The sequence below is a fragment of the Nocardia tengchongensis genome (assembly GCF_054781395.1).
In genome coordinates, this window is sequence record NZ_BAAGUM010000027.1 from 45494 (window position 1) to 63900 (window position 18407).

Here is an 18407-nt window from a genome sequence, read left to right on the forward strand (position 1 = left end):
GGCGCAACGGCGATGGATCCCCGGTCGTGCGCGAGATCCGGCACAATCAGCAGCGTGAGTGACATCGCGGCCGCCGACGAGCGCGCCATCCTCGACCAGCTGCGCCGACTCCAGACCGCCCACCACAGCGGCGATCAGGAAACTGCCAAAGCGCTGCTCGACGACTTGTTCACTCGCTACGGCCAAGCGACCATCGCCGAGATGCGATGGCGGCAAGCGAATGACCAGCTGGCCGCCGATGTGGAGCTGTTCAAGGTGTTCGGGTCCGCAGCGCTGCGCGGCGACGACTAGACCCGCACACGGTCGCCGTGTGCGGGTCTAAGCCGCATTCAGCTGGCCATGAGGTGGCCGTCGGCGCACACTGCGTTGGCCTTCCACGCGACGAGTTCGGCGGTGTCTGGGTAGGTGACGTAGAGCGTGGCCATGGCCGCTTCGATGGCGTTCATGTCCACCGGCTCAGCGGCCATCCGTGCGATGGAATCACGCACTACCGCAGCGAATTCCGGCGGCCATGGGGTTTCGCGCACCGCGCGCACCACCCCGGTATCTGCGTCGACCAGGACCACGGTCACGGTGGTAGGAGTTCCGGGCTTGTCCCCGATGCCCGGCACGTCGCCGGAGTCCTCGAGATGCGGGCTGTAGGGGACATCGGTCCACGGGATTGCTTCACCGAAGGACCACGCCAGCAGCGCAACGTGAGGGGCATCGACCCAGGCGAAGCGGGGTTCGCCGGTTTGTACGGCTTCCAGCTCGACTGCGGTCGGGTCCGCGACGTTGAGAACCAGGTGGATTCCGGCGTGGGTGATTCTTGCTACCGGCATCGGCGCCCAGCGCCGTCGGCGCGGGTCGTAGAGCTGTCCGACTGCGATGCTACGCATTTCATGCCGCCCTTAGCCGCGGAGGCCGATGCGACGCGCAATCTCGCGGAGCCCCGGCGTGCGGTCGTTGTCCTGTAGTTCGGCAACGACAGTCCGAAACAAACTCTGGTGCCGCGCCCACTGGTCACCACCTACCTTTTCGGCGGTCGAGACCAGCTTGTACGCGTCGTCGAACTTCCCCAAGCGAGTGAGCGCGGCCGCCCGGTCGAGCAGGTGCCGGGCCTGGGAGACCTGAGTGAGTCCGGTACCGCCGAATGGCATCGCCTTGGCGGCCGTGACGGCTTCTGGGTACATCTCCGAGGACACGTGAATGTCGGTCCGCTGCATGACGACCTGGCTCGGACCGAAGTTGCATTCGTAGTCCTTCGTGTCGCCCGGCAGGCGCGCGGCGACCGTCTGAGCTTCATCTGCGAGATCCAGGGCCAGCGAGACCTTTTGGTCGCGCCCGGAGGCGGTGGCGGCCTGCAACAGCAGCGACCCGTACACCGACAGGTGCGCGTCGGACACGTCGCCGACGGGCTGAATGTCGCGGGCAGCGTTGAGGACTACAGCGCGGGATTCGTCCTGGCGCCCTTGGACGAGTAGCTGCCAGCCGATCGAGCCCCGCAGCGTCGCTTCGAGCAAGGGATCGTTTCCGAGCAGCGCGGCTGTGTGCGCGTCCTTGACCGCCTGCCACGCGGTATCGGTGTGGCCGAGATGCACGAGGGTGCAGGCGGTCGCCCACAGGATCCGCGCGAAGAGTTCCGAGGCGGGGGCTTTGTCCGGGCCTTGCGCGGCTTGCTGAGTGGCTCGCAGGTCCGCGATGCCGGCGGGGAGGACCGAGGCGAGCTTCTCGTAGCGCCCGGCCCAGTAGGAACCCCAGGCGTAGGTGACGGTCCGGCGGGCATCGGCGAGAGTGATTGGCAGGTGTTCGTCAGCCGTGCCGGTCAGGTGATCAACCGAGGTCAGTGCCCGGCGGATCGCGATGACGCCCGCGGTTTCGCCGGTGGCGTTGGGCAGACCGGTGCGTTTGCCCGTGATATCGCTGATGTCGCAGTCCAGCGCGGCGGCGAGCTTACGCAGCGTCGCCAGCGAGGTGGAATTGCGGGTTCCCTGCTCCAGGAGTTTGAGCAGGTCAACACTGACTTCCGACTTATCGGCGAGTTCTTGACGGGTCAGTGCCTTGCCGCGCAGTCTCCGGATGTTGTCACCGATGCGGTCGCCGGGCTGGGGGTCGAATTCGTCGTCCATGGGGTTCCCGTCGGGGCGGAAAGTGGGTTCTACCCGGAGGGTACCCGCGAAATTTCTTGAGAAGAGGTACAAGGCGTACCCCCTGATCCGGTCGGTTCCGCTCGAGAATTCGAATTGGGTCGCTGCTGGGTTGTAGTCGGTCGCCCCCCTACTTGGCTCCCCGGCAGCGCCCCACTCCAGCCAACAGAGGGGCAAACCGATGACCACACCACCAATTCCACGAGCAATCGGCTATCTGCGGCAAGACATTTCGGGCACCCGCGAGGAATGGGACAAGGCCCGAATCCGCAAGCTCGCGACCCGTTACGGGTACGACCTGTGCAAGATCCTGGCCGTGAGCCCGGCGACCGATCGGCCGATTCACCGCCTGCACGTCATGCTGACGCGCATCGAAGCCGATGCCGTATTCGTCCCCAGCGCAGCGCATTTCGACGGCGGAACAATCCCCAGCGAGGTGGTGCAGGTCGCCGATGTCGTCACCGTGGACGACGAGCGGACCGTTGCGCGCTATTCGACCGGCCAGTTGCCCGAAACCAGCGGAGCCTAACGGCGTGAGGCTGACATGGACAGAGACACCCTTCCCCACCGAATTTCCAACGCAGCGGCGATACCAGCACCTACACCGACGTGGACATATGAGACCGACCGCGAGCTGATCGCCAAAGTGGCTACCGCGCTGCGCGATTGGAACCCGCTCCGCGAGCCAGCTGAGGCCGCAGGTCACAACACGCCCAGGGGCGGCGAGAACTGATGGGCGCGGCGGCGTGGCCTGTCGTGGCGGCCGCCATCGCGGCCGTGGTTGCGGCCGCGATGGTGTGGGGCCTGCGCGATGACGAGCCGACGGGGCCGAGCGTGTGGGACGTCCAGGCCGAGTTGCCCCACCGCGCGCACCGAGCGCAGCCCAGCATCACGCAGGCCATGAAGGACGTTCACGAACACCGGCACTGTCAGCCCCGCGACTGCGGACGCCGCCGGGCGGCGTTGCGCGTGCTGTACGAGGACCGCCGGATCAATCTGCCCGAAGCGCTATACGCGCAGGTCTACGAGCAGACCGAATAGGTCAAACCAGGTGTGCAGCGGCGAGCTGGTGACCGAGCGCGCGCACGGCGGCCGCGTCGGGGGCGAGGTGGTGCAGCTGGGTATGAGCGTTGCGCACTTCGGCAGTCAGTCGAGCAGAGCCGTAGGCGGTGGCGGTGTCGGCGGTGTGGCCAATGATCGCGGCCGCGTGGTCGATGTCGCCGGTGAGGGCCAGCGCCAGGGCGTGGCCGACATCGGCGAACCCCTGCGAGAGGCTGTACGCGGGGTCGATGAGTTCACAGCAGCGCTGCGCGGCTGCCACCGCGGGCCCGCCGGCCCCGAGCTTGGTCAGGCATTCTGCGGCGAACCCAGCCGATAGCGCCGGGTCGTAGACGTAGGTCGGCAACCGGGTGTCGGTGGCCGAGGCGACCAGCGCCGCGGATCGGTCCAGCGCGGAACGGCATTCGCTGTTCTGCCCGAGCTCGGCGTGAGCCTCAGCGGCCATATCGAAGGTGTAGGCCAGCAAGTACCGGTCACCCGAGCGGGTCGCCCAGTGGGCGGCCGCGCTGGCATGGTCGATTCCCCGGCCGGGGCGCCCGGCGCGGGTCGCGGCCAGCGACATGTTGCACAGCACCAGCGCACTGAGATCCGCGTCAGCGGCCTGTTCGGCGCAGTCGCGGGCAGTGCCGTAGTGGTGTCCGGCGAGGTGCAGATCGCCTGCGTCATAGGCCATCCAGCCCAGCGCCCGAGCGAGGTGGGCGCGTAGCGACAACAGCCGGGGCAGCAGCGCCGCCGGGCAGTCGCGCAGCAAGGCGTCCACCAGATCGGCTTGCCCCTGCCGGATCGCCAGCACCGCCCGAGGCCCGAATGCTTCGTACTGGCGTCCGAGGGTATCGACGAGGGTTTCGATCTGCTCAATCTTGGCCGCGTCCACCTTCATTCCCGACGCGTGGGAGAGCTGACCTCTGGTCCCGGCCTCGAGTCCGGCCAACAATGTTGCGGCCGGGAGGGTTCCGGCTGCGGCGAGGAACTCCAGGAGCTCGCGTCTGTTCATGGTCAGCCACTCCGTCAGGGTCGGGTCGAGCATGGAGTGTAGGTCTACGGCGGGTGCGGCGGGCAGGATCGCAGCAGCACCGCTGCCTATTGTCGCCGGTCCCACCCCGGCCACGCCACGAACGTGGACATCGAAGGCCGCCAGCAGCGCGCCGTCCGCGCCGACGAGGGAATCGGCGAGCTGCCAGAACGGGCGCGGCGGCAGCAGCCGCCCACATTCGGCGTGACTGACGTAGGAGCGGTCCACCCCATACCGGGTCGCGATGGCCGCCTGATTGACTCCGGCCGCCGCCCGCAACTGTGCCAGCGCTTTTCCCAGCGCTTGCCGATCCGCGAAAAGACTGTCCATGACCTCACCTGGTCGAGTGTCTCGCCGATCGCCCCACCGCTCACGGTACCCGGGCGCGAGATCGAAGGTGACCAGATGCGAATTCGAGGGTGATCACCTGTCTCACAGCGGGATTCACCGATGCTATGGACCCCTCGTCGCGGCCGATCCCCGGTCGCGACCGTGGAGGAAGGCAACACGGGCATGAACACAACGATGGTCACCGGAGCCGGCGGATACCTCGGATCGCTACTGGTGCAACAGCTCTTGCTGCGCGGGCATCGCGTGATCGCGGTGGACGCCTTCTACAGCGGCGACATCCTGCCCGACCACCCACAGCTCGAGATCATCCGCACCGACATCCGCCACCTCGATCCGCGGGCGTTCGAAGGTGTCGAGTCGGTGGTGGCGCTGGCAGCGGTGAGCAACGACCCCGCCGCCGCGCTCAACGAGCGCTGGACACGCGAGGTGAACGAGAAGGCGGCCGCCCGGCTGGCGGCGGCCGCGCGCGGCGCCGGTGCCCGGCGGTTCCTGTTCGCCTCCACCTGCGGTGTCTACAGCGGATCCGCGCAGGCCATGGACGAATCCAGCGCGGTCGCGCCGCGGTCGGCCTACGCGGAATCGAAGCTCGCCGCCGAAGACGCCATCTTGGCCGAGCGCACCGACGGGTTCGAGCCGGTGGCGTTGAGGCTGGGCACCTTGTGCGGGCGGTCCCCGCGGATGCGCCGGGATCTGGTGGTGCACTCCATGACCTACAGCGCGCTGGCCAATCACGAGGTCATCGTCAACGGCGGCGACCAGTGGCGGCCGATGCTGCACGTGTTCGACGCCGCCCGAGCGTTCATCGCGTGTCTGGACGCCGAGTCCGGCCAGCTCACGTACCCGATCTACAACGTGGTCGGGGAGAACCTGCGCGTGCACGAGATCGCCGAGCAGGTCGCCAAACGGTTCGACGATGGAATCGTGATCCGCGCCAACCCCAGCCCGGCCAACGCGATCAGCTACCGCGTCACCGGGAAACGGCTGGGCGCTGATACCGGATTCGTCCCGGCCCGCAGTGTCGCCGACGCCATCGAGGAGGTACACCACTACCTGCTCGAGCCCGGTCGGCTCGCCGCGATGACCGCGCCGCAGTTCGCGGCCGCCGACACCATGGAACGGGTGCTCGTAACGCCAGCACTGTGCGGCGGACAGCCCGTCCGCCAGGAGCCGTTGCCGTTCGCGCTGCCGCTGCTCGGCGAGGCCGAGGAGGCCGAAGTGCTCGACACCCTGCGGTCGGGCTGGCTGACGACCGGCCCGAAGTCCAGGCGGTTCGAGGCGATGATCGCCGAGTACACCGGCGCCAGGTTCGCCGTCGCCACGAACTCATGCACGGGGGCCCTGCACGTGGGTCTGGCCGCCGCCGGCATCGGGCCCGGCGACGAAGTGATCACCAGCCCCATCACCTGGCCCGCCACCGCCAACGTGATCGTTCATCTCGGAGCGCGACCGGTGTTCGCCGATATCGACCCGGACACGCTCAATATCGACCCGGCCGCGATCGAGGCCGCTGTTACCGAGCGGACGAAGGCCATCATGCCGGTGCACATGGCCGGACAGCCGTGCGACATGGACGCCATCTCCGCCGTGGCGGCCGCCCACGGCCTCACCGTTCTCGAGGACGCCGCCCACGCCCTCGGAGCGCGCTACCACGACCGCCGCATCGGTGAATTGCCCAGCGCAGCCGCGGCGTTTTCGTTCTACGCGACCAAGAACCTCGCGTGCGCGGAGGGCGGCATGCTCGTCACCGACGACGAGGCCCTCGCCGACCGGGCCCGGTCGCTGACCATGCACGGCATCAGCAAGGACGCGTGGAACCGGCACGCCGTCACCGGCTCGCCCCATTGGCAGCTGTACGAGCCCGGCTTCAAATACAACATGCCGGATCTGACGGCCTCCCTTGGGCTGCACCAGCTTCCCCGCCTGGCCGGATTCATCGCGACGCGGGCCCATTACGCCAATCTGTATGACGAGGCGTTCGCCGACCTGCCCGCCATCATGCCGTTGGCGACCCGGCCCGGTATCGACCACGCCCACCATCTCTACGTCATCCGGCTGGATCTCGACCGGCTCACCGTCACCCGCGACGAGTTCGTTGCGGCCCTGCGCGCCGAGGGCATCAGCACCGGCATCCACTTCGTATCGCTGCATCTCCAGCCGTACTATCAGCGAGTTCACGACCTCGCCCCGGACGCCCTGCCCCGCGCGCGGGAGGCTTCCGAACGAATCGTGTCGCTGCCGCTGTACCCGAAGATGACCGAAACCGACATCGGCGACGTCATCACTGCGGTAACCAAGCTCGCCACCGCCTATCACCGCTAGAAAGGCATAGCCCCATGGCACTCGAAGGCACCCAAATTCTCATGGTCAACTCCCGCGATCAGGTGCTCATGTACCTGCGCGACGATTTCGCGCACATCCCCTACCCGAACATGTGGGCCATCCCCGGCGGCATGCTCGAAGACGGAGAAACCCCGCAGGACTGCGTGATTCGCGAGATCAAGGAAGAGATGGACATCGCGCTCGACCCCGACCGCGTTGTTCATCTGATGACCCGCGAAAGGGACTTCGGGATCGAACACAGCTTCGCGACCCGCATCGACCTCGATATCGACACCATCGCGCTGACCGAGGGGCAGCGTCTCGGATGGTTCACCCGAGACCAAGCGGCCACCACGAGGCTGGCCTACGCGGACAACAAAGTGATCGAGGCGTTCTTCAGCGAGGCGGACCACCTCGCCCAGCTCCGCGGACGAGAGCAGTCGACCACCAACTGAGCAATGTGGCGTTGGCCAGTCCTGTCAGATCAGGGCTGGTCAACGCCGTGTTCGGCTATCGGCCATCGAACACGAATTTCTCGCACCCCAACCTTTTCGGCGGTTGATACTCCGCGCCAGAGCACAGCCGCCCGCCCGGTTGTTCACGCAGGCACGTGGTCGCGATATGGCCCGTACACACGCTGCCGGAGTTCCGGCATGCCTGCCAACCCACGACCATTTCACCCGGCTGAAAAGGCTGTTCGCAGACCGGACATCGAAGTGGAGACGGCAGCACCGCACGCCCCCCGGGCAACACGACGAGCTCGCCAGACCGGCTCAGCGTCCCGTCCGGCTGCTCGTACCACTGACGAAAAGTCGAATGCATGTTCGATTCTATCAAGTCGGCGCATGCCGCTCGGAGTCGCACCCGGGCTGTGTCCTCGGGCTCCCTCCAAGTCGGCCACGTGATTAGGCTCGGCGAGGTGGCGGGTGACACGTCCAGACTGTCGGTCGGGCAACACACGCTGCTGCTGCTCGTGGTCGCCGCGCGCAACGGCGGCGAGAACGACGTGGCCGCCGCGGTGCTGGCAGCCGTGGGGCACCCGAAGCCGTCGCGGAAGGCAATCGACGCGCTGATCGAGATCCTCGACGCCGTGGCCTTCCGTCCGGGCGAGCCGGCGGCCGAGGTGATCGCGCGAGTAGACGCATTGCTGGCCGGGCAACCACCCACGTGAGGGGCCGGAGTCGTATTGCCGCGCACTGGGTCAGGAAAGCCGTCGGTTTCATCCCGGCGGCCGCTGCTCATGCCGAACCGGCCGTGAGCACCTCCCGAGCTCACGGACAGAAACCCGTACTGCGGCATCGGCTCAGCGCACACTGGGGCGGACCGTCCGGCCGGGCGGCGCGCCGTGGCGCGGAGGATGCCCGCGGCGGATCCGCCGCGCGGGCTGGTCGCGGCTGTGGATATCCACCGGGTTCGGCGCCGGTGCCACCGGGGCGGTGGTCGAATCGTCGAGCCGGAGAAGGCTTTCAGGACGGCTAGGGCATCCTTGCGGACCGTTTCGTCGTCGGCGTAGGCGGCGCGCCAGGTGAGCACACGGTGTTCCTTGGGAACGGATACCCAGCGCGGGTGTTGCAGTTGCGAAGTCTTGGGGCGGGTGGTCATTCGGCGGCGGATTCGTCATCGCCGGCCTGCGCGCGGCGGCAGGCTGCCTTCGCCGTCGACTCGACCGCCTGGGCTGCGCGCCAGCCCTGGAATTTCTTCAGGGCGGTCGGCGCCGCGCCGCACGCGGCGATGCTCACGGTGATGAGTCCGGCGCGGTAGGGGTAGGTGGCCGCCAGGTGCACGACCCACCCGAACCCGTTCCTCAGCACCATGCCGGCACCGACAATCACGATGCCGACAGCAATGGCCCTGGCCGTGTCCGCAGTGTTCTTCGTGGTCAGGAAGATCATCTGGCAGCCTCGCCACAGGAGCTGGATAGGGCCGGTCGGAGCCTGGTTCGGGTCCACCCCGGCCCAGTAGTCCTGCTGCCCTTCGTCGTTCGTGCCGAGAGTCATCGCCGCGGGCCCGTCTCGGAGAGGGTTCGCCGAACCCGTGGTGTCCAGCGAGGGCTTGCGGGGGTGAGCTCCCTGGCGGTGACGGCGGGGTGGTCGCGGCGAGTGCGGAAGAGGGACACGGCGTCGGTTCCTGTCTGTCGGGGTAGGTGATCGGACAGAACCGTAGAAGCAGCCTTCTCCACTGTGGCAGTCGTCGGAATCGCGCTGGTTACAGCCGTTTTCGTGAGCAGCAGGGCGGCGGGTGGACTTCATGTGAGCACGATGGCAACCGAGGCAGTGCGATCTCAATCAGATCGCGCGCCGCGTGCCGTGCCCACGGTCGATGAATTGTGTCGGTACCACTGCGGTTGTCCTGCGGCGGCCCCGGCCGGTAATACCGGGTGAGCTGGTCGTTTCGGGCTCGCTCCAACCGGTGTGGTCCTGGCCCGGCGTAGCCCGGTGCCGGGGCTGACACTGCGAGAAAATTTCTCCCGAAATGTTGTGCACTTCACTGCGATTGGCTCATTGTCGTTGCCGCCCACGGTCGCGTGCGGCAACGAGCCCTCGCCCTTCGGCGACCAACTGTTCGTACTGTTCGGGTGTCATCGGCGGCGGCGGTGTCACGGCGAGTCGGTGCGCACGGGCCCTCTTACCGGCTGCTTGGCCGGTGATGTTGAGCGCATCGCCGATCTTCGCCCACGACACAGCAACGCCGCCGTCGCGGTGTTCGCGGCGGCGGGCGGCGGTGATGTGCTGGTCGATCAGGTAGTCGGCGGCGTGGACGATCCTGGCCAGCGCGTGCAGCGCAGCCAGGTCGTCATCGTCGGGGTAACGCAAGTATTCGCTGCGTTCTTCGGCATCCGCGCGCAGGAGCCGCATGATCCGCCGCAGGTCGGCATGAAGCTGATCTGATCGGTAGCGGTTCGGCCGGGCGCGCGGCACCCCTCCAGTATGAAACCGGGGTTTCAGCGCTGGCGAGTCTGTCGCCTTCGGGTGGGAAGGCGCGGCCGAAGAGTCAGCCCGCGAGGTCGGTCTGTGCGCGCAGGAACCATTTGCGGGTTTCGGGGAAGCCGTCGGCTTCGTCGCGGCGGCCGCCACTTCTGCCGAACAGGTCGTAGGCGTAGCGGCTGAGCACGCTGTCGCGGGTTTCGGCACATTCGGTGAGCATCGCTTCGTCACCGAGTACGAGCGCGACGCCCACTACTTCCCCAGTGCTCCAGACGTATTGGTAGGCGGCCCAACCTTCCTGCTGCACCAGGCGAGCGCGGTCGACCAGCTTGGCGCGCGTCGCGGCGCGCTCGGTGTCGCTCGGCTGCGGAAACAGCGAGTCCAACTCGCTGCGGCTGATCGCCGTCGGCTCAACGGCCTCGACACGAACAGTGGCGAGGGGCTCGGCGGCCGGCTGCACCGGCGATCCGGACCGGGGTGCCAGCTGCGCGGGCTCGATCCATTCGCGCAGTTCGTCGGCGGCCGCGGCGAGTGCCCGCAGCTCGTCGGCGTTGGTGGGTTCGAACGCGGCTTCGGCACGGGTGCGGGTGGCCCAGTCGTTGAGCGCCGCGGTGAGGATGTAGTAGGTGTGCGGCCGGTCGGGGTCACGAAGGTCGAAAGTGACTGTGCGCGAAGAGGTTCGAGCCGCCTCGATCAGCAGGCTCATTTCGTCGCGGAGACGGGTGAGCTCCGCGACCATGTCGACGTTGGGCGATTGGGGAAGCCGGACGACGTAGGCGCCGAGGCCCTGGCGCGTTTCGAGGACGCCTTCCTCGACGAGTCGCTGTTGGGCCTGGCGGACCGTGTTGGGGCTCGGAATCCCGTACTCGGTCTGGATCTCGGCGATGCTGGGCAGTTTGTCGCCGGGCGCGTAGTTCGCGGCGATGCTGGCGCGCAGTGTGCGGTAGAGGATCTCGTTGCGGGCGACCATAACTCTGCTCCTTGCAGTGGTAACACGGTAGCGTGCTGCCCAAGACTACACCCAATATGCAGTACCACACTCGATGTTGAGTGATCGTGTCTGACCGCCGATAAGCAGGGATTAACGGCGGTCAGCATTCACGGATGGATGAGATTCATCCGTAAAAACAGGACAAGTGTTGCTCCGTTCCGGATATGCTGATGTCCATGGACGATCCGCTTTTCTCGGATGCCGGTGCGCCGTTCACCGACCGCACCCATGCCAACCTCGCCCTCGACGAACATCTCTGGCATCTGGCCACCCGCGCCCGCCGGATCGCGGCCGGGGACGGCACCGCGCTCGAGCGGTTCGAAGCCGCGCTGAGCTTGCGGACGCTGGCCGATTCCGCGATCGACGCCGCGCTCGTGGCCGCCCGCGTCGACGCCGTCACCTGGAAGGCGATCGCAGCGGCGGCGAAGGTCTCTGATTCCCGCGCCCACGACCGCTGGCGCATCGCGGAGACCACAGCTGCCGCCTATCGGCAAAAGCTTCTGCGGGACAAGGCATTCGGTGTCGCCGATCGGGACGACACCGTCGCGTCCCGGGCCGCGCACATCGACCGGTGGATCCGCGAGTACACCGGCGAGGACGCGCCCGCCGACCGGCTCGAACGCATGGACCTCGACGCCGAACAATCCCACCTCGCCGAGCTGCGCGCCGTTCTTCTCGAGGAATGCCGCCCGGGCCCGGTCCCGCCCGCGCTGCTGCTGCCCATCGAGCAGCGCCAGGCCCAGATCTATGCCACGCTCGCCGAGCAGCTCGCAAGCACCGGCGCGGCCGCCGAAGCCCGCCGCCAGGCCGACATGAGCGCCGCCTATGTACGTGAACTCGAATCCCGGATAGCCGCAATGAATCCCGCGAAGTAGGAGCACTGATCTTGAGCACCTTGCCGACACAGCGTCAAATGTTCGAAGCGGCCCGCGACGCGCTGCAAAAGGCGCGGAACCAGCTCACTGAAGCGCAACTCGAGGTCAAAGGCGACTGGCAGCCGCTTGGCTCATCGCTCACCGATGCCGGCGCCGACGCGCGAAAAGCCGTGCTGACCAAGACCAGTCAGTTGAAGAACGAGATCGACGACCTGTTCAACGTCCTGGACGACGCGATCCGCGAACAACGAAGCTAGACCGAAAACCGCCCTCGCCATCACCAGGGAATGGACGCTGGACCATGACCACTGCCGCCGCCCGGGCCGCGTGGGAAGACTTGAACGAACGTCAGCAGATCTATCTGACCGTGCTGTTCCACGCCGACCAGAACCTCGAGGACCATCACCGACAGATGGGCGCAACCGGACGATACGACCGCACGCCCGCGCGCGTCTGGCGGCGAATTGCGTTCAACAACCCGAATGGCCCCGTCCCCAGCGGCCTGCGGGCCCGTGGTGTCTATGACACCGGTGCCGGCGCGACCCTGGCGGCCCTGCGCGACCGAGGGCTCATCGACACCGAGACCGCTCCCGGAATACTCCGGGATCCGGTCTCGGTGTGGCTCACAAAAGAAGGTCGGGCGGCCGCACGTGCCGGAACCGGCGTAAGACCAGCGCCCGCGCGCCCACCCAAAGGGCTACTGAGAGAACGGCTCTGGCGGCAATTGGCAGTCGTTGCCCAGGCACAGAACGAAGGCGCCCGCTGTCACGAGCTCCAGGGAGAGAACCACCTCTACCTCTGCGTCGGATACGAACAATTCCACAGCCGGGGATACCTGCGGTATCAGAGCCATGAGCCAACTGGCCATTATGTATTCACCGACGCCGGTCTCGCACATTACCGCGAGCACCTTCCCACCTACCTGGAGCTATACCCGGGGGTGGATGCACCACCTCTCCTTGAAGGAGTGTCATGACCAGTCGATCCCGTCAAGCCGTCAAACTTGCGCAGTTGCTCAGCGAGCGCACCGGCCGGACCGTCAGGCACGCATATGACGGACCAGGATGGCACCTGGAGTGGGTCGACGGTCCGACCTGCGACCGCATGCGCACCATGGCAATCGAATACGCCCACAAATTCCCGGATCTCCCGCTCAAAGAGTTCCGGTTCTACAGGTCTCAGACTGATGCCGCCGAAGTGGTCGCGTGGCTGCTATGGATCGACGCCGATCTCGAGCGGGCAGCCACCTACGCACCGACCTTCCAGTTCCGAATGGCCTACGACGCGACCGACGACCCCGACCGCGCGCCGGAGGTATGGCAGCGCCGCGGCCGCGCACTTCATGCTCTGATCTCAGAGACTTACAACACCAACCGTTCTAGTTCACCGACTGGTCCAAGCGGCCACACGATCATTGCCGAAACAATGGCTGCTCGCATCAAGACGGATGGCTGGGAAGCCGTTCTTTTGTGGCTTGACGAGCAGGCCGAAGGCCATCGCGGGCGCCACCTGCGAATCGTCGATTGACATCAGGGTGCGATGGCCTGGGCGATGCGCCTATTCTGGCTACCGATCGCATGCGCCGATACCCGCGAAAGCGGGAGGGACAGCCACACGAAGGGGATCTGCCACATGGCACGCAAGACAAGGACCATTGAAGAGGTCTTCGACGACCTCACCGACGAGCAGGTCGATGAGGCCGAGCTGATCACGTTCAGCGTTCGCGGTGTCGACTATGAGTTCGATCTGTCCGCGGCCAGCGCAAAGCGGTTCGACGACGCGCTAGCGCCATTCATCGAGGCTGCGCGGGAAGTTCCGCGGAAGAAGCCCGCACGTGGCTCCAAGAAGCCCGCTCGCGTCCGCTCCAATGAGCCGGCACTGATTCGCAAGTGGGCGAAGGAGCACGGTCACAAGGTTGCACCCCGCGGACGGATCGATGACGACATCGTCGCTGCCTACCACAAGGCCCAGAAGGGCTCGGCGGCCCCCGCGACCGCCGGCGAGAAACCAGCAGGAGCGGCCAGCTGAGCCATTCAGTAGGTGATGACTAGACCGATGACCAGAATGATACTTGGGTCATCAGTCTAGTAATCGTTCTGAGAACCATGCTGGTAACCAGTCTGGTCATCAGGCAGGTAATCGGCTTGCAGCTCTGCGAGCTGCGGGTATCTGCTCTGGTGCCCATCCCTTCTGTCCGCAAGCGGCCAGAACTTCAACCACCCTTGCTCTGCGAGCACTCGAACAAGGGTGGTTGAAGTTACCAGGGATGGGCACCAGAGCAGATACCCAATGACCAAAGGTCATGAAGAGACAAAAGATTTAAAAGCTCAACCTCCCCCCTGCCCCCCTCCATTCATGGAGGGGGGTTCCACCTCCCCCCTGCCCCCCTCCTCAAGGAGGGGGGTTCCCCTCCCCCTCGGCCTGCGCCCCCTCCCCAGAGGGGGCTGGCCTGTCGCCGCCTGACGGCGGCGCACCTGCCCGCCTGCTACGCAGGCCGGACAGCCTTCAGCATTCGGTTTGGCGCGTTTCATCCGAGCCGCACGCCGGTGGTGCGCCGAGAGGGTGGTCGGGATATCATCGGTGCATTCTTCGGCAAAGCACAGTGGTGGGGTTGTGATGATTGACGCTGATTTGATGCGGCGAGTCCGCGCCTTTCCTGTTGACGCAATCGCGACGGCGGACATTGATGCTGTCGTTGTGCTGACCGCTGCCGATGATGATTCCGGCTTGCGCGGTGGCACCATTTCCGATCTTGACCGCATCCGTGCCGCGGGACTCACGTCCGCCGCGAGGCAGCGCGCACAGTGGCGTCCAAGCCTTGCCAACAGGGCAATTAGCGACCATTTCAGTGCGCCGAAGGCCACAGCCGATCCGAAACCGGAGCCCGTGAACCGGGCAGCGGTGAGAATGCCAGCGCTCGACCGACGTGCAGCCGCAGAGACCGCATTGTTCTGGGTCTCGCTGCAACTTCTCAAAGAGTGGCAAGCCCCGAACTCAGCAGCCAAGCAAGCCGCGACGAAAGAAGTCCGCGCTGCATGCGGTGCAGCTGCGTTGGCACGGGCCAACAATGTCGATGCTGATCTCATCGACGAGTCATTGACCGACGTTGCCGCGCTCTGCGATGCCCTTCTCGCCCGTAGCGCCGCAATGGCTGCTAATGCGCCCGACAGCATCGGCCGCCACGATGATGCGGTGCGCGCCGTGCAACTACTCGCAACGGGGTTGCCGTCAGCTGCCCGCCTAGCCATCGAAGGATTCATGTGACCGCGCCACGAGGCAACGGCAAAGCTGCACTCACACAACGCGACGCAGCGGTACTCGCGTGGCTCGGCGAAGTGAAGGTCGCCGCCACGGACTCGATGCGGCAGGCCTACGCATACTTCGGCACTGGCGAGCACATGCCGAAACAGAACCTCTCTCGGCGTCTGACAACTTTGACCAACAGTGGGTACCTGGGCGCGGAAACGCTGCAACGTGGGAACAACCGACGCGTCTACTGGCCCGCCGGCCAGCAATACCCGATCGCGCGGCGCATCCTGGCGCACGACCTCACCGTCGCGCACCTGTCGATCAATCTGCTCAGCGCAGGGAATGCGGCTATTCTCACCCACAACAGGGACCTCCCCGCAGAGATTGCGAACGAGCGCCGCATGTGGACACAAGACGCCACAGTGAGCGCAAAGACCCATCAGGCCGACGGCTTGCTGTGGCAGCCGAACAATGCCGCCGTCATCGTCGAAGTCGAGCTCTCACCCAAAACACCAACGCGACTGGACGCCATTCTGCGATCCCATGCCGAACGCGTCGAATCCGCGAGCGACCCCGTCACGCATGTGCTGTACCTGACCACACGCACCGTCGGACAGCTCATCGCCCGGGTATGGCACAAGAACGGACACGCCGCCGACCACCCTGACCGGATGCAGATCATCCACGCCGTCGACGACACCACCCTCGGTATCATGCCGCGGTTCGCGCCCATCGCGATTCCCACATGACCGTTGACGAAACCGCCACGGCCACCGAACGAATCGAACGACCGGCCCCGCCAGGATCACCCACCGACATTGTCCGGCTGCGCGGCGGAACCGGCCTCACGGTGCGCGCGCAAACGCCGTCGATTCTTGTGCTCGGCTCATCGGGCGGTGCGGGAACAACAACCACCTCGCTTGGCCTGGCCGCCGCCATCGCTACCGCGTCACCGACCAGCGCGGAGGAATATCTGTCCCCCGTCGTTGTCGACGCCAGCCCGTGCGGAGGAGACATCAAAGAACGCGGCTGCGACGTCGCCGACCCCGCAGGCACCGTCCAAACGTGGCTAACAATGCAACACCGCTCATTGGCATCGAAGGTCATCGACGCGTGCGGAGAAACCAGCGCCGACACCGGGATACTCCCCCGCACGGCCGACCCTCTGCCGCTGCGTGAAAGCTACGGATCTGTTCACCGCGACCTGTGCGAGGCCGGAGCCCTACCCGTCTACGACGGCGGTGCACCGATCGCCAATCCCATGGTGCGGCCATTGCTCGGAGACCCCCGCATTGCCATCGTGATCACCCTCGCCGCACGCGCCGACGCAGTGAACAGATTGCGGCCCGCTCTGGCTTGGCTCGACGCCAATTACAGCCAGCACCACATCGCCGACGCCGTCATCGTCGTCACCCGCCAAACGCTCACCGACGGGCCGAATATCGCCGCGCACGCCCGCGAATACCTTGGCGAATTCGTTCGCGGAGTCGCTGAAATCCCGTATGACCTCCACCTCGCGGCCGGCGGCCGCATCACCTGGGGGAAGCTCTCTGCCAACACCCAAGCCGCCTACCGCAACGTCGTGAACCTGCTGCGCTGACCAGCCTGACGACGCATCCACCCCGGCGATACCAAAAATTGGTATCCTCGGGTCATGGCCAAGAACACCTCCGTCAGCCTCGGCGCGCATCACGACGCGTTCATCGAGGCCCAGGTCAAATCAGGCCGCTACCAGTCCGCCAGCGAAGTCGTCCGCACCGCCCTACGCCTGCTCGAGGACCGCGAAACCGAGCTCCGCACCCTGCGCGACGCCCTCGAAGACGGCGAACGCAGCGGCGAACCCACCGAGTTCGATTTCGACAGCTTCCTCGCCCGTAAGCGGGCGGGCCGGGAGTCCGGCACCCGGTGAGCCGATACCTCCTCTCCCCCGCCGCGGCCGCCGACATCGATGAAATCTGGGACTACACACACGACCGCTGGGACGCCGACCAGGCCGACGAGTACATCCGCGAAATACAGCGCGCCATCGAACGCGCGGCCGCGCACCCGCACATCGGCCGCAGCTGCGACGACATCCGCCCCGGCTACTTCAAGATCGCGGCCGGATCGCATGTCGCCTTCTATCGAGTCACCGCCGATGCCATCATCATCGTGCGAATCCTGCACCAACGCATGGACGTCGACCGCCACCTCTGAGCCACTCGTTTCGCCGGACCGGATTAGTGGCAGCACAAGCGCTTTCGGCTGCCGCTAACCTGCGCCGGAGCGTCTACAGGTCGACGTACTCGCGCGAGGAACCCGCCACCACGGGCCGATCATCGCCCGGGTACAGCTTCAGCGACGGGAACCGTTCATCGATCTCGCCGCGCGACAACGGATCCGACACCGGCGCCAGACTGTGCACGCCCGGCAAGTCCTCCCACGCGGCCGCCGGATCGAGGGCCCGCACCCGCGCGACCTGCCCGTCGACCACGTACACCACCGCCCGCAGGCCGGCGCGCCGCCACGACGGCACCGGACCCCGCAGCGACGAGAGCCGCCGGTCCACCTCCCACACCGGATCCGCCGCATCGACGAATTCCTCGAGCACCGCGCGTTGGGTCCGCGACTTCCGGTACACCACCATCACCTGCGGGCCCACGTTGCGCGCCGCGGCCGCCAAGCCGTCGACAACCTCCTCCAGCGGCGTCAAACCCAGCTCAGGCACGGCGATCCGCACCCACTCATACGGCGCGAACACCGCCCGTTGCGCGCCGCGGAACATCACCGCCGTGTGAATCCCGGCCTGGAGATCCCGGATGATCTCGGCGACATTAATCCGGGCATCCGTCGAAGGCCGCTCGCGCACATGCGAATCCGGCACCACCAGATCCGCGTTCATCGCTTGCCGCTCACGCCACATCCCCGGCGACAGCATCACCGCCGCGGGCTCCATGCCGAACCGGTTCACCTGCACGAACTTGTCATCAGCGGCGTGCTTCCACGTCGCGGACCAGTCATCACGCAACGTCTCGATTTCCACGACCAACAGATCCGAATCCACGCTCGAAACTCTACAATTCCTACGTTTCGAGTCCCGGAAGGTTGCATTCGGGCGGGCCGCCACCATCACGCTCATGTCTCTATTGTATGTCAGATCCTACAATTGGCGTTCGGTTCGTGACAGGAAACACCAGGTCAAACCCGAAATTGGACACCCGGCTCTAGCCCCACCTGGGTTCCAGCCGTGGCCGGCGGCCAGATCCTCCGCACCGTTATTTAGAGCTGCCGCGACACCGAGCCCTCCCGCCGTGACGCAGCTCCCGCAGGCTCACCACCCAGCCAGCATGCGTACGCGCCCCTCACCACCGGGCGCGCAGCCCGCGGCCCCGGCCCGCTCACCAACCCCGGCGAGCCCTGCTCGCCCGACGGCGCGCCGGGCGCCGTCGAGGGCGGTGGCGATGGCTGGGTGCCCGTCGTCACGTCCGGTCGGGCAGTTGGCCGATGACTGCGCGAAGTCCC

General features: G+C 66.4%; 24 protein-coding genes. 16 read left to right on the plus strand and 8 right to left on the minus strand.

Features of this window, described 5'->3' with window-relative positions:
• Nucleotides 1-54: 54 nt before the first annotated feature.
• Nucleotides 55-291 carry a hypothetical protein gene (locus ACYVKL_RS39050; RefSeq protein ID WP_379174225.1) on the plus strand — a complete coding sequence of 79 codons (237 nt, stop codon included), beginning with the start codon at nucleotides 55-57 and terminating at the stop codon, nucleotides 289-291.
• A 38-nt stretch (nucleotides 292-329) separates the two neighbouring features.
• Here the strand turns inward: ACYVKL_RS39050 and ACYVKL_RS39055 are convergent, their stop codons facing one another.
• Together ACYVKL_RS39055 and ACYVKL_RS39060 are read right to left on the minus strand one after the other, a co-directional pair.
• The gene (locus ACYVKL_RS39055; protein WP_379174227.1) at nucleotides 330-878 is read right to left on the minus strand and encodes a hypothetical protein; all 549 of its coding nucleotides are present in this window, start codon (nucleotides 876-878) and stop codon (nucleotides 330-332) included.
• A 12-nt stretch (nucleotides 879-890) separates the two neighbouring features.
• Nucleotides 891-2108, minus strand: a complete 1218-nt coding sequence (locus ACYVKL_RS39060; protein WP_379174228.1) for a helix-turn-helix domain-containing protein — start codon at nucleotides 2106-2108, stop codon at nucleotides 891-893.
• Nucleotides 2109-2307: 199 nt separating this feature from the next.
• Here ACYVKL_RS39060 and ACYVKL_RS39065 point away from each other — a divergent pair, with 199 nt between their 5' ends.
• Complete coding sequence (locus tag ACYVKL_RS39065; RefSeq protein WP_379174229.1) at nucleotides 2308-2655, plus strand: hypothetical protein; 348 nt, start codon at nucleotides 2308-2310, stop codon at nucleotides 2653-2655.
• A 203-nt stretch (nucleotides 2656-2858) separates the two neighbouring features.
• Nucleotides 2859-3167, plus strand: coding sequence for a hypothetical protein (locus ACYVKL_RS39070; RefSeq protein ID WP_379174230.1), 309 nt, complete (start codon nucleotides 2859-2861; stop codon nucleotides 3165-3167).
• Between the two features lies 1 nt (nucleotide 3168).
• Here ACYVKL_RS39070 and ACYVKL_RS39075 read toward each other — a convergent pair whose 3' ends face one another.
• Nucleotides 3169-4527, minus strand: a complete 1359-nt coding sequence (locus ACYVKL_RS39075) for a helix-turn-helix transcriptional regulator (protein ID WP_379174231.1) — start codon at nucleotides 4525-4527, stop codon at nucleotides 3169-3171.
• A 183-nt stretch (nucleotides 4528-4710) separates the two neighbouring features.
• On the opposite strand from ACYVKL_RS39075, the gene ACYVKL_RS39080 reads away from it, so the two are divergent.
• From ACYVKL_RS39080 to ACYVKL_RS39090, 3 genes are all read left to right on the plus strand, one after another.
• Nucleotides 4711-6867 (plus strand): aminotransferase class I/II-fold pyridoxal phosphate-dependent enzyme, encoded by a 2157-nt coding sequence (locus ACYVKL_RS39080; protein WP_379174232.1) that lies wholly within the window; start codon nucleotides 4711-4713, stop codon nucleotides 6865-6867.
• A gap of 14 nt (nucleotides 6868-6881) precedes the next feature.
• Nucleotides 6882-7322 carry an NUDIX hydrolase gene (locus ACYVKL_RS39085; RefSeq protein WP_379174234.1) on the plus strand — a complete coding sequence of 147 codons (441 nt, stop codon included), beginning with the start codon at nucleotides 6882-6884 and terminating at the stop codon, nucleotides 7320-7322.
• 464 nt (nucleotides 7323-7786) lie between these two features.
• Nucleotides 7787-8038, plus strand: a complete 252-nt coding sequence (locus ACYVKL_RS39090; protein ID WP_379174152.1) for a hypothetical protein — start codon at nucleotides 7787-7789, stop codon at nucleotides 8036-8038.
• A gap of 427 nt (nucleotides 8039-8465) precedes the next feature.
• Here the strand turns inward: ACYVKL_RS39090 and ACYVKL_RS39095 are convergent, their stop codons facing one another.
• From ACYVKL_RS39095 to ACYVKL_RS39105, 3 genes are all read right to left on the minus strand, one after another.
• Entirely contained in the window at nucleotides 8466-8864 is a 399-nt protein-coding gene (locus ACYVKL_RS39095; protein ID WP_379174154.1) for a hypothetical protein, read from the minus strand.
• Between the two features lie 501 nt (nucleotides 8865-9365).
• Nucleotides 9366-9785, minus strand: a complete 420-nt coding sequence (locus ACYVKL_RS39100) for a hypothetical protein (RefSeq protein WP_379174155.1) — start codon at nucleotides 9783-9785, stop codon at nucleotides 9366-9368.
• A 73-nt stretch (nucleotides 9786-9858) separates the two neighbouring features.
• Nucleotides 9859-10761 (minus strand): GntR family transcriptional regulator, encoded by a 903-nt coding sequence (locus tag ACYVKL_RS39105; protein ID WP_379174156.1) that lies wholly within the window; start codon nucleotides 10759-10761, stop codon nucleotides 9859-9861.
• A 197-nt stretch (nucleotides 10762-10958) separates the two neighbouring features.
• Here ACYVKL_RS39105 and ACYVKL_RS39110 point away from each other — a divergent pair, with 197 nt between their 5' ends.
• The 10 genes from ACYVKL_RS39110 (at nucleotide 10959) to ACYVKL_RS39155 (ending at nucleotide 17102) form a co-directional block, all read left to right on the plus strand.
• The gene (locus ACYVKL_RS39110; protein WP_379174157.1) at nucleotides 10959-11657 is read left to right on the plus strand and encodes a hypothetical protein; all 699 of its coding nucleotides are present in this window, start codon (nucleotides 10959-10961) and stop codon (nucleotides 11655-11657) included.
• Nucleotides 11658-11668: 11 nt separating this feature from the next.
• A complete protein-coding gene (locus tag ACYVKL_RS39115; protein WP_379174158.1) occupies nucleotides 11669-11914 on the plus strand; it encodes a hypothetical protein in 246 nt (81 codons plus the stop codon).
• Between the two features lie 44 nt (nucleotides 11915-11958).
• Nucleotides 11959-12633, plus strand: coding sequence for a hypothetical protein (locus ACYVKL_RS39120; RefSeq protein ID WP_379174159.1), 675 nt, complete (start codon nucleotides 11959-11961; stop codon nucleotides 12631-12633).
• Entirely contained in the window at nucleotides 12630-13184 is a 555-nt protein-coding gene (locus tag ACYVKL_RS39125) for a hypothetical protein (RefSeq protein WP_379174160.1), read from the plus strand. Before ACYVKL_RS39120 ends, ACYVKL_RS39125 begins: the two co-directional genes overlap by 4 nt.
• Before the next feature lie 105 nt (nucleotides 13185-13289).
• Nucleotides 13290-13685, plus strand: a complete 396-nt coding sequence (locus tag ACYVKL_RS39130; protein WP_379174161.1) for a histone-like nucleoid-structuring protein Lsr2 — start codon at nucleotides 13290-13292, stop codon at nucleotides 13683-13685.
• Nucleotides 13686-14237: 552 nt separating this feature from the next.
• Entirely contained in the window at nucleotides 14238-14921 is a 684-nt protein-coding gene (locus ACYVKL_RS39135; RefSeq protein WP_379174162.1) for a hypothetical protein, read from the plus strand.
• Nucleotides 14918-15655, plus strand: a complete 738-nt coding sequence (locus ACYVKL_RS39140; protein WP_379174163.1) for a hypothetical protein — start codon at nucleotides 14918-14920, stop codon at nucleotides 15653-15655. Before ACYVKL_RS39135 ends, ACYVKL_RS39140 begins: the two co-directional genes overlap by 4 nt.
• Entirely contained in the window at nucleotides 15652-16506 is an 855-nt protein-coding gene (locus ACYVKL_RS39145) for a hypothetical protein (protein ID WP_379174165.1), read from the plus strand. The genes ACYVKL_RS39140 and ACYVKL_RS39145 overlap by 4 nt, the downstream gene beginning before the upstream one ends.
• A gap of 54 nt (nucleotides 16507-16560) precedes the next feature.
• Entirely contained in the window at nucleotides 16561-16815 is a 255-nt protein-coding gene (locus ACYVKL_RS39150) for a type II toxin-antitoxin system ParD family antitoxin (RefSeq protein WP_379174166.1), read from the plus strand.
• The gene (locus ACYVKL_RS39155; RefSeq protein ID WP_379174168.1) at nucleotides 16812-17102 is read left to right on the plus strand and encodes a type II toxin-antitoxin system RelE/ParE family toxin; all 291 of its coding nucleotides are present in this window, start codon (nucleotides 16812-16814) and stop codon (nucleotides 17100-17102) included. Before ACYVKL_RS39150 ends, ACYVKL_RS39155 begins: the two co-directional genes overlap by 4 nt.
• A gap of 73 nt (nucleotides 17103-17175) precedes the next feature.
• Here the strand turns inward: ACYVKL_RS39155 and ACYVKL_RS39160 are convergent, their stop codons facing one another.
• Both ACYVKL_RS39160 and ACYVKL_RS39165 read right to left on the minus strand, forming a co-directional pair.
• Nucleotides 17176-18024 (minus strand): hypothetical protein, encoded by an 849-nt coding sequence (locus tag ACYVKL_RS39160; protein WP_379174169.1) that lies wholly within the window; start codon nucleotides 18022-18024, stop codon nucleotides 17176-17178.
• Nucleotides 18025-18216: 192 nt separating this feature from the next.
• Nucleotides 18217-18407 (minus strand): hypothetical protein (locus ACYVKL_RS39165; protein WP_460774335.1); only part of this gene is annotated, 191 nt, incomplete at its 5' end.

Coding starts and splice junctions, on each gene's coding strand:
- ACYVKL_RS39055 (WP_379174227.1), bottom strand. CDS start 878: ATGCGTAGCATCGCAGTCGGACAGCTCTACGACCCGCGCCGACGGCGC.
- ACYVKL_RS39060 (WP_379174228.1), bottom strand. CDS start 2,108: ATGGACGACGAATTCGACCCCCAGCCCGGCGACCGCATCGGTGACAAC.
- ACYVKL_RS39065 (WP_379174229.1), top strand. CDS start 2,308: ATGACCACACCACCAATTCCACGAGCAATCGGCTATCTGCGGCAAGAC.
- ACYVKL_RS39070 (WP_379174230.1), top strand. CDS start 2,859: ATGGGCGCGGCGGCGTGGCCTGTCGTGGCGGCCGCCATCGCGGCCGTG.
- ACYVKL_RS39075 (WP_379174231.1), bottom strand. CDS start 4,527: ATGGACAGTCTTTTCGCGGATCGGCAAGCGCTGGGAAAAGCGCTGGCA.
- ACYVKL_RS39080 (WP_379174232.1), top strand. CDS start 4,711: ATGAACACAACGATGGTCACCGGAGCCGGCGGATACCTCGGATCGCTA.
- ACYVKL_RS39085 (WP_379174234.1), top strand. CDS start 6,882: ATGGCACTCGAAGGCACCCAAATTCTCATGGTCAACTCCCGCGATCAG.
- ACYVKL_RS39095 (WP_379174154.1), bottom strand. CDS start 8,864: ATGACTCTCGGCACGAACGACGAAGGGCAGCAGGACTACTGGGCCGGG.
- ACYVKL_RS39105 (WP_379174156.1), bottom strand. CDS start 10,761: ATGGTCGCCCGCAACGAGATCCTCTACCGCACACTGCGCGCCAGCATC.
- ACYVKL_RS39110 (WP_379174157.1), top strand. CDS start 10,959: ATGGACGATCCGCTTTTCTCGGATGCCGGTGCGCCGTTCACCGACCGC.
- ACYVKL_RS39120 (WP_379174159.1), top strand. CDS start 11,959: ATGACCACTGCCGCCGCCCGGGCCGCGTGGGAAGACTTGAACGAACGT.
- ACYVKL_RS39125 (WP_379174160.1), top strand. CDS start 12,630: ATGACCAGTCGATCCCGTCAAGCCGTCAAACTTGCGCAGTTGCTCAGC.
- ACYVKL_RS39130 (WP_379174161.1), top strand. CDS start 13,290: ATGGCACGCAAGACAAGGACCATTGAAGAGGTCTTCGACGACCTCACC.
- ACYVKL_RS39145 (WP_379174165.1), top strand. CDS start 15,652: ATGACCGTTGACGAAACCGCCACGGCCACCGAACGAATCGAACGACCG.
- ACYVKL_RS39150 (WP_379174166.1), top strand. CDS start 16,561: ATGGCCAAGAACACCTCCGTCAGCCTCGGCGCGCATCACGACGCGTTC.
- ACYVKL_RS39160 (WP_379174169.1), bottom strand. CDS start 18,024: ATGAGCGTGATGGTGGCGGCCCGCCCGAATGCAACCTTCCGGGACTCG.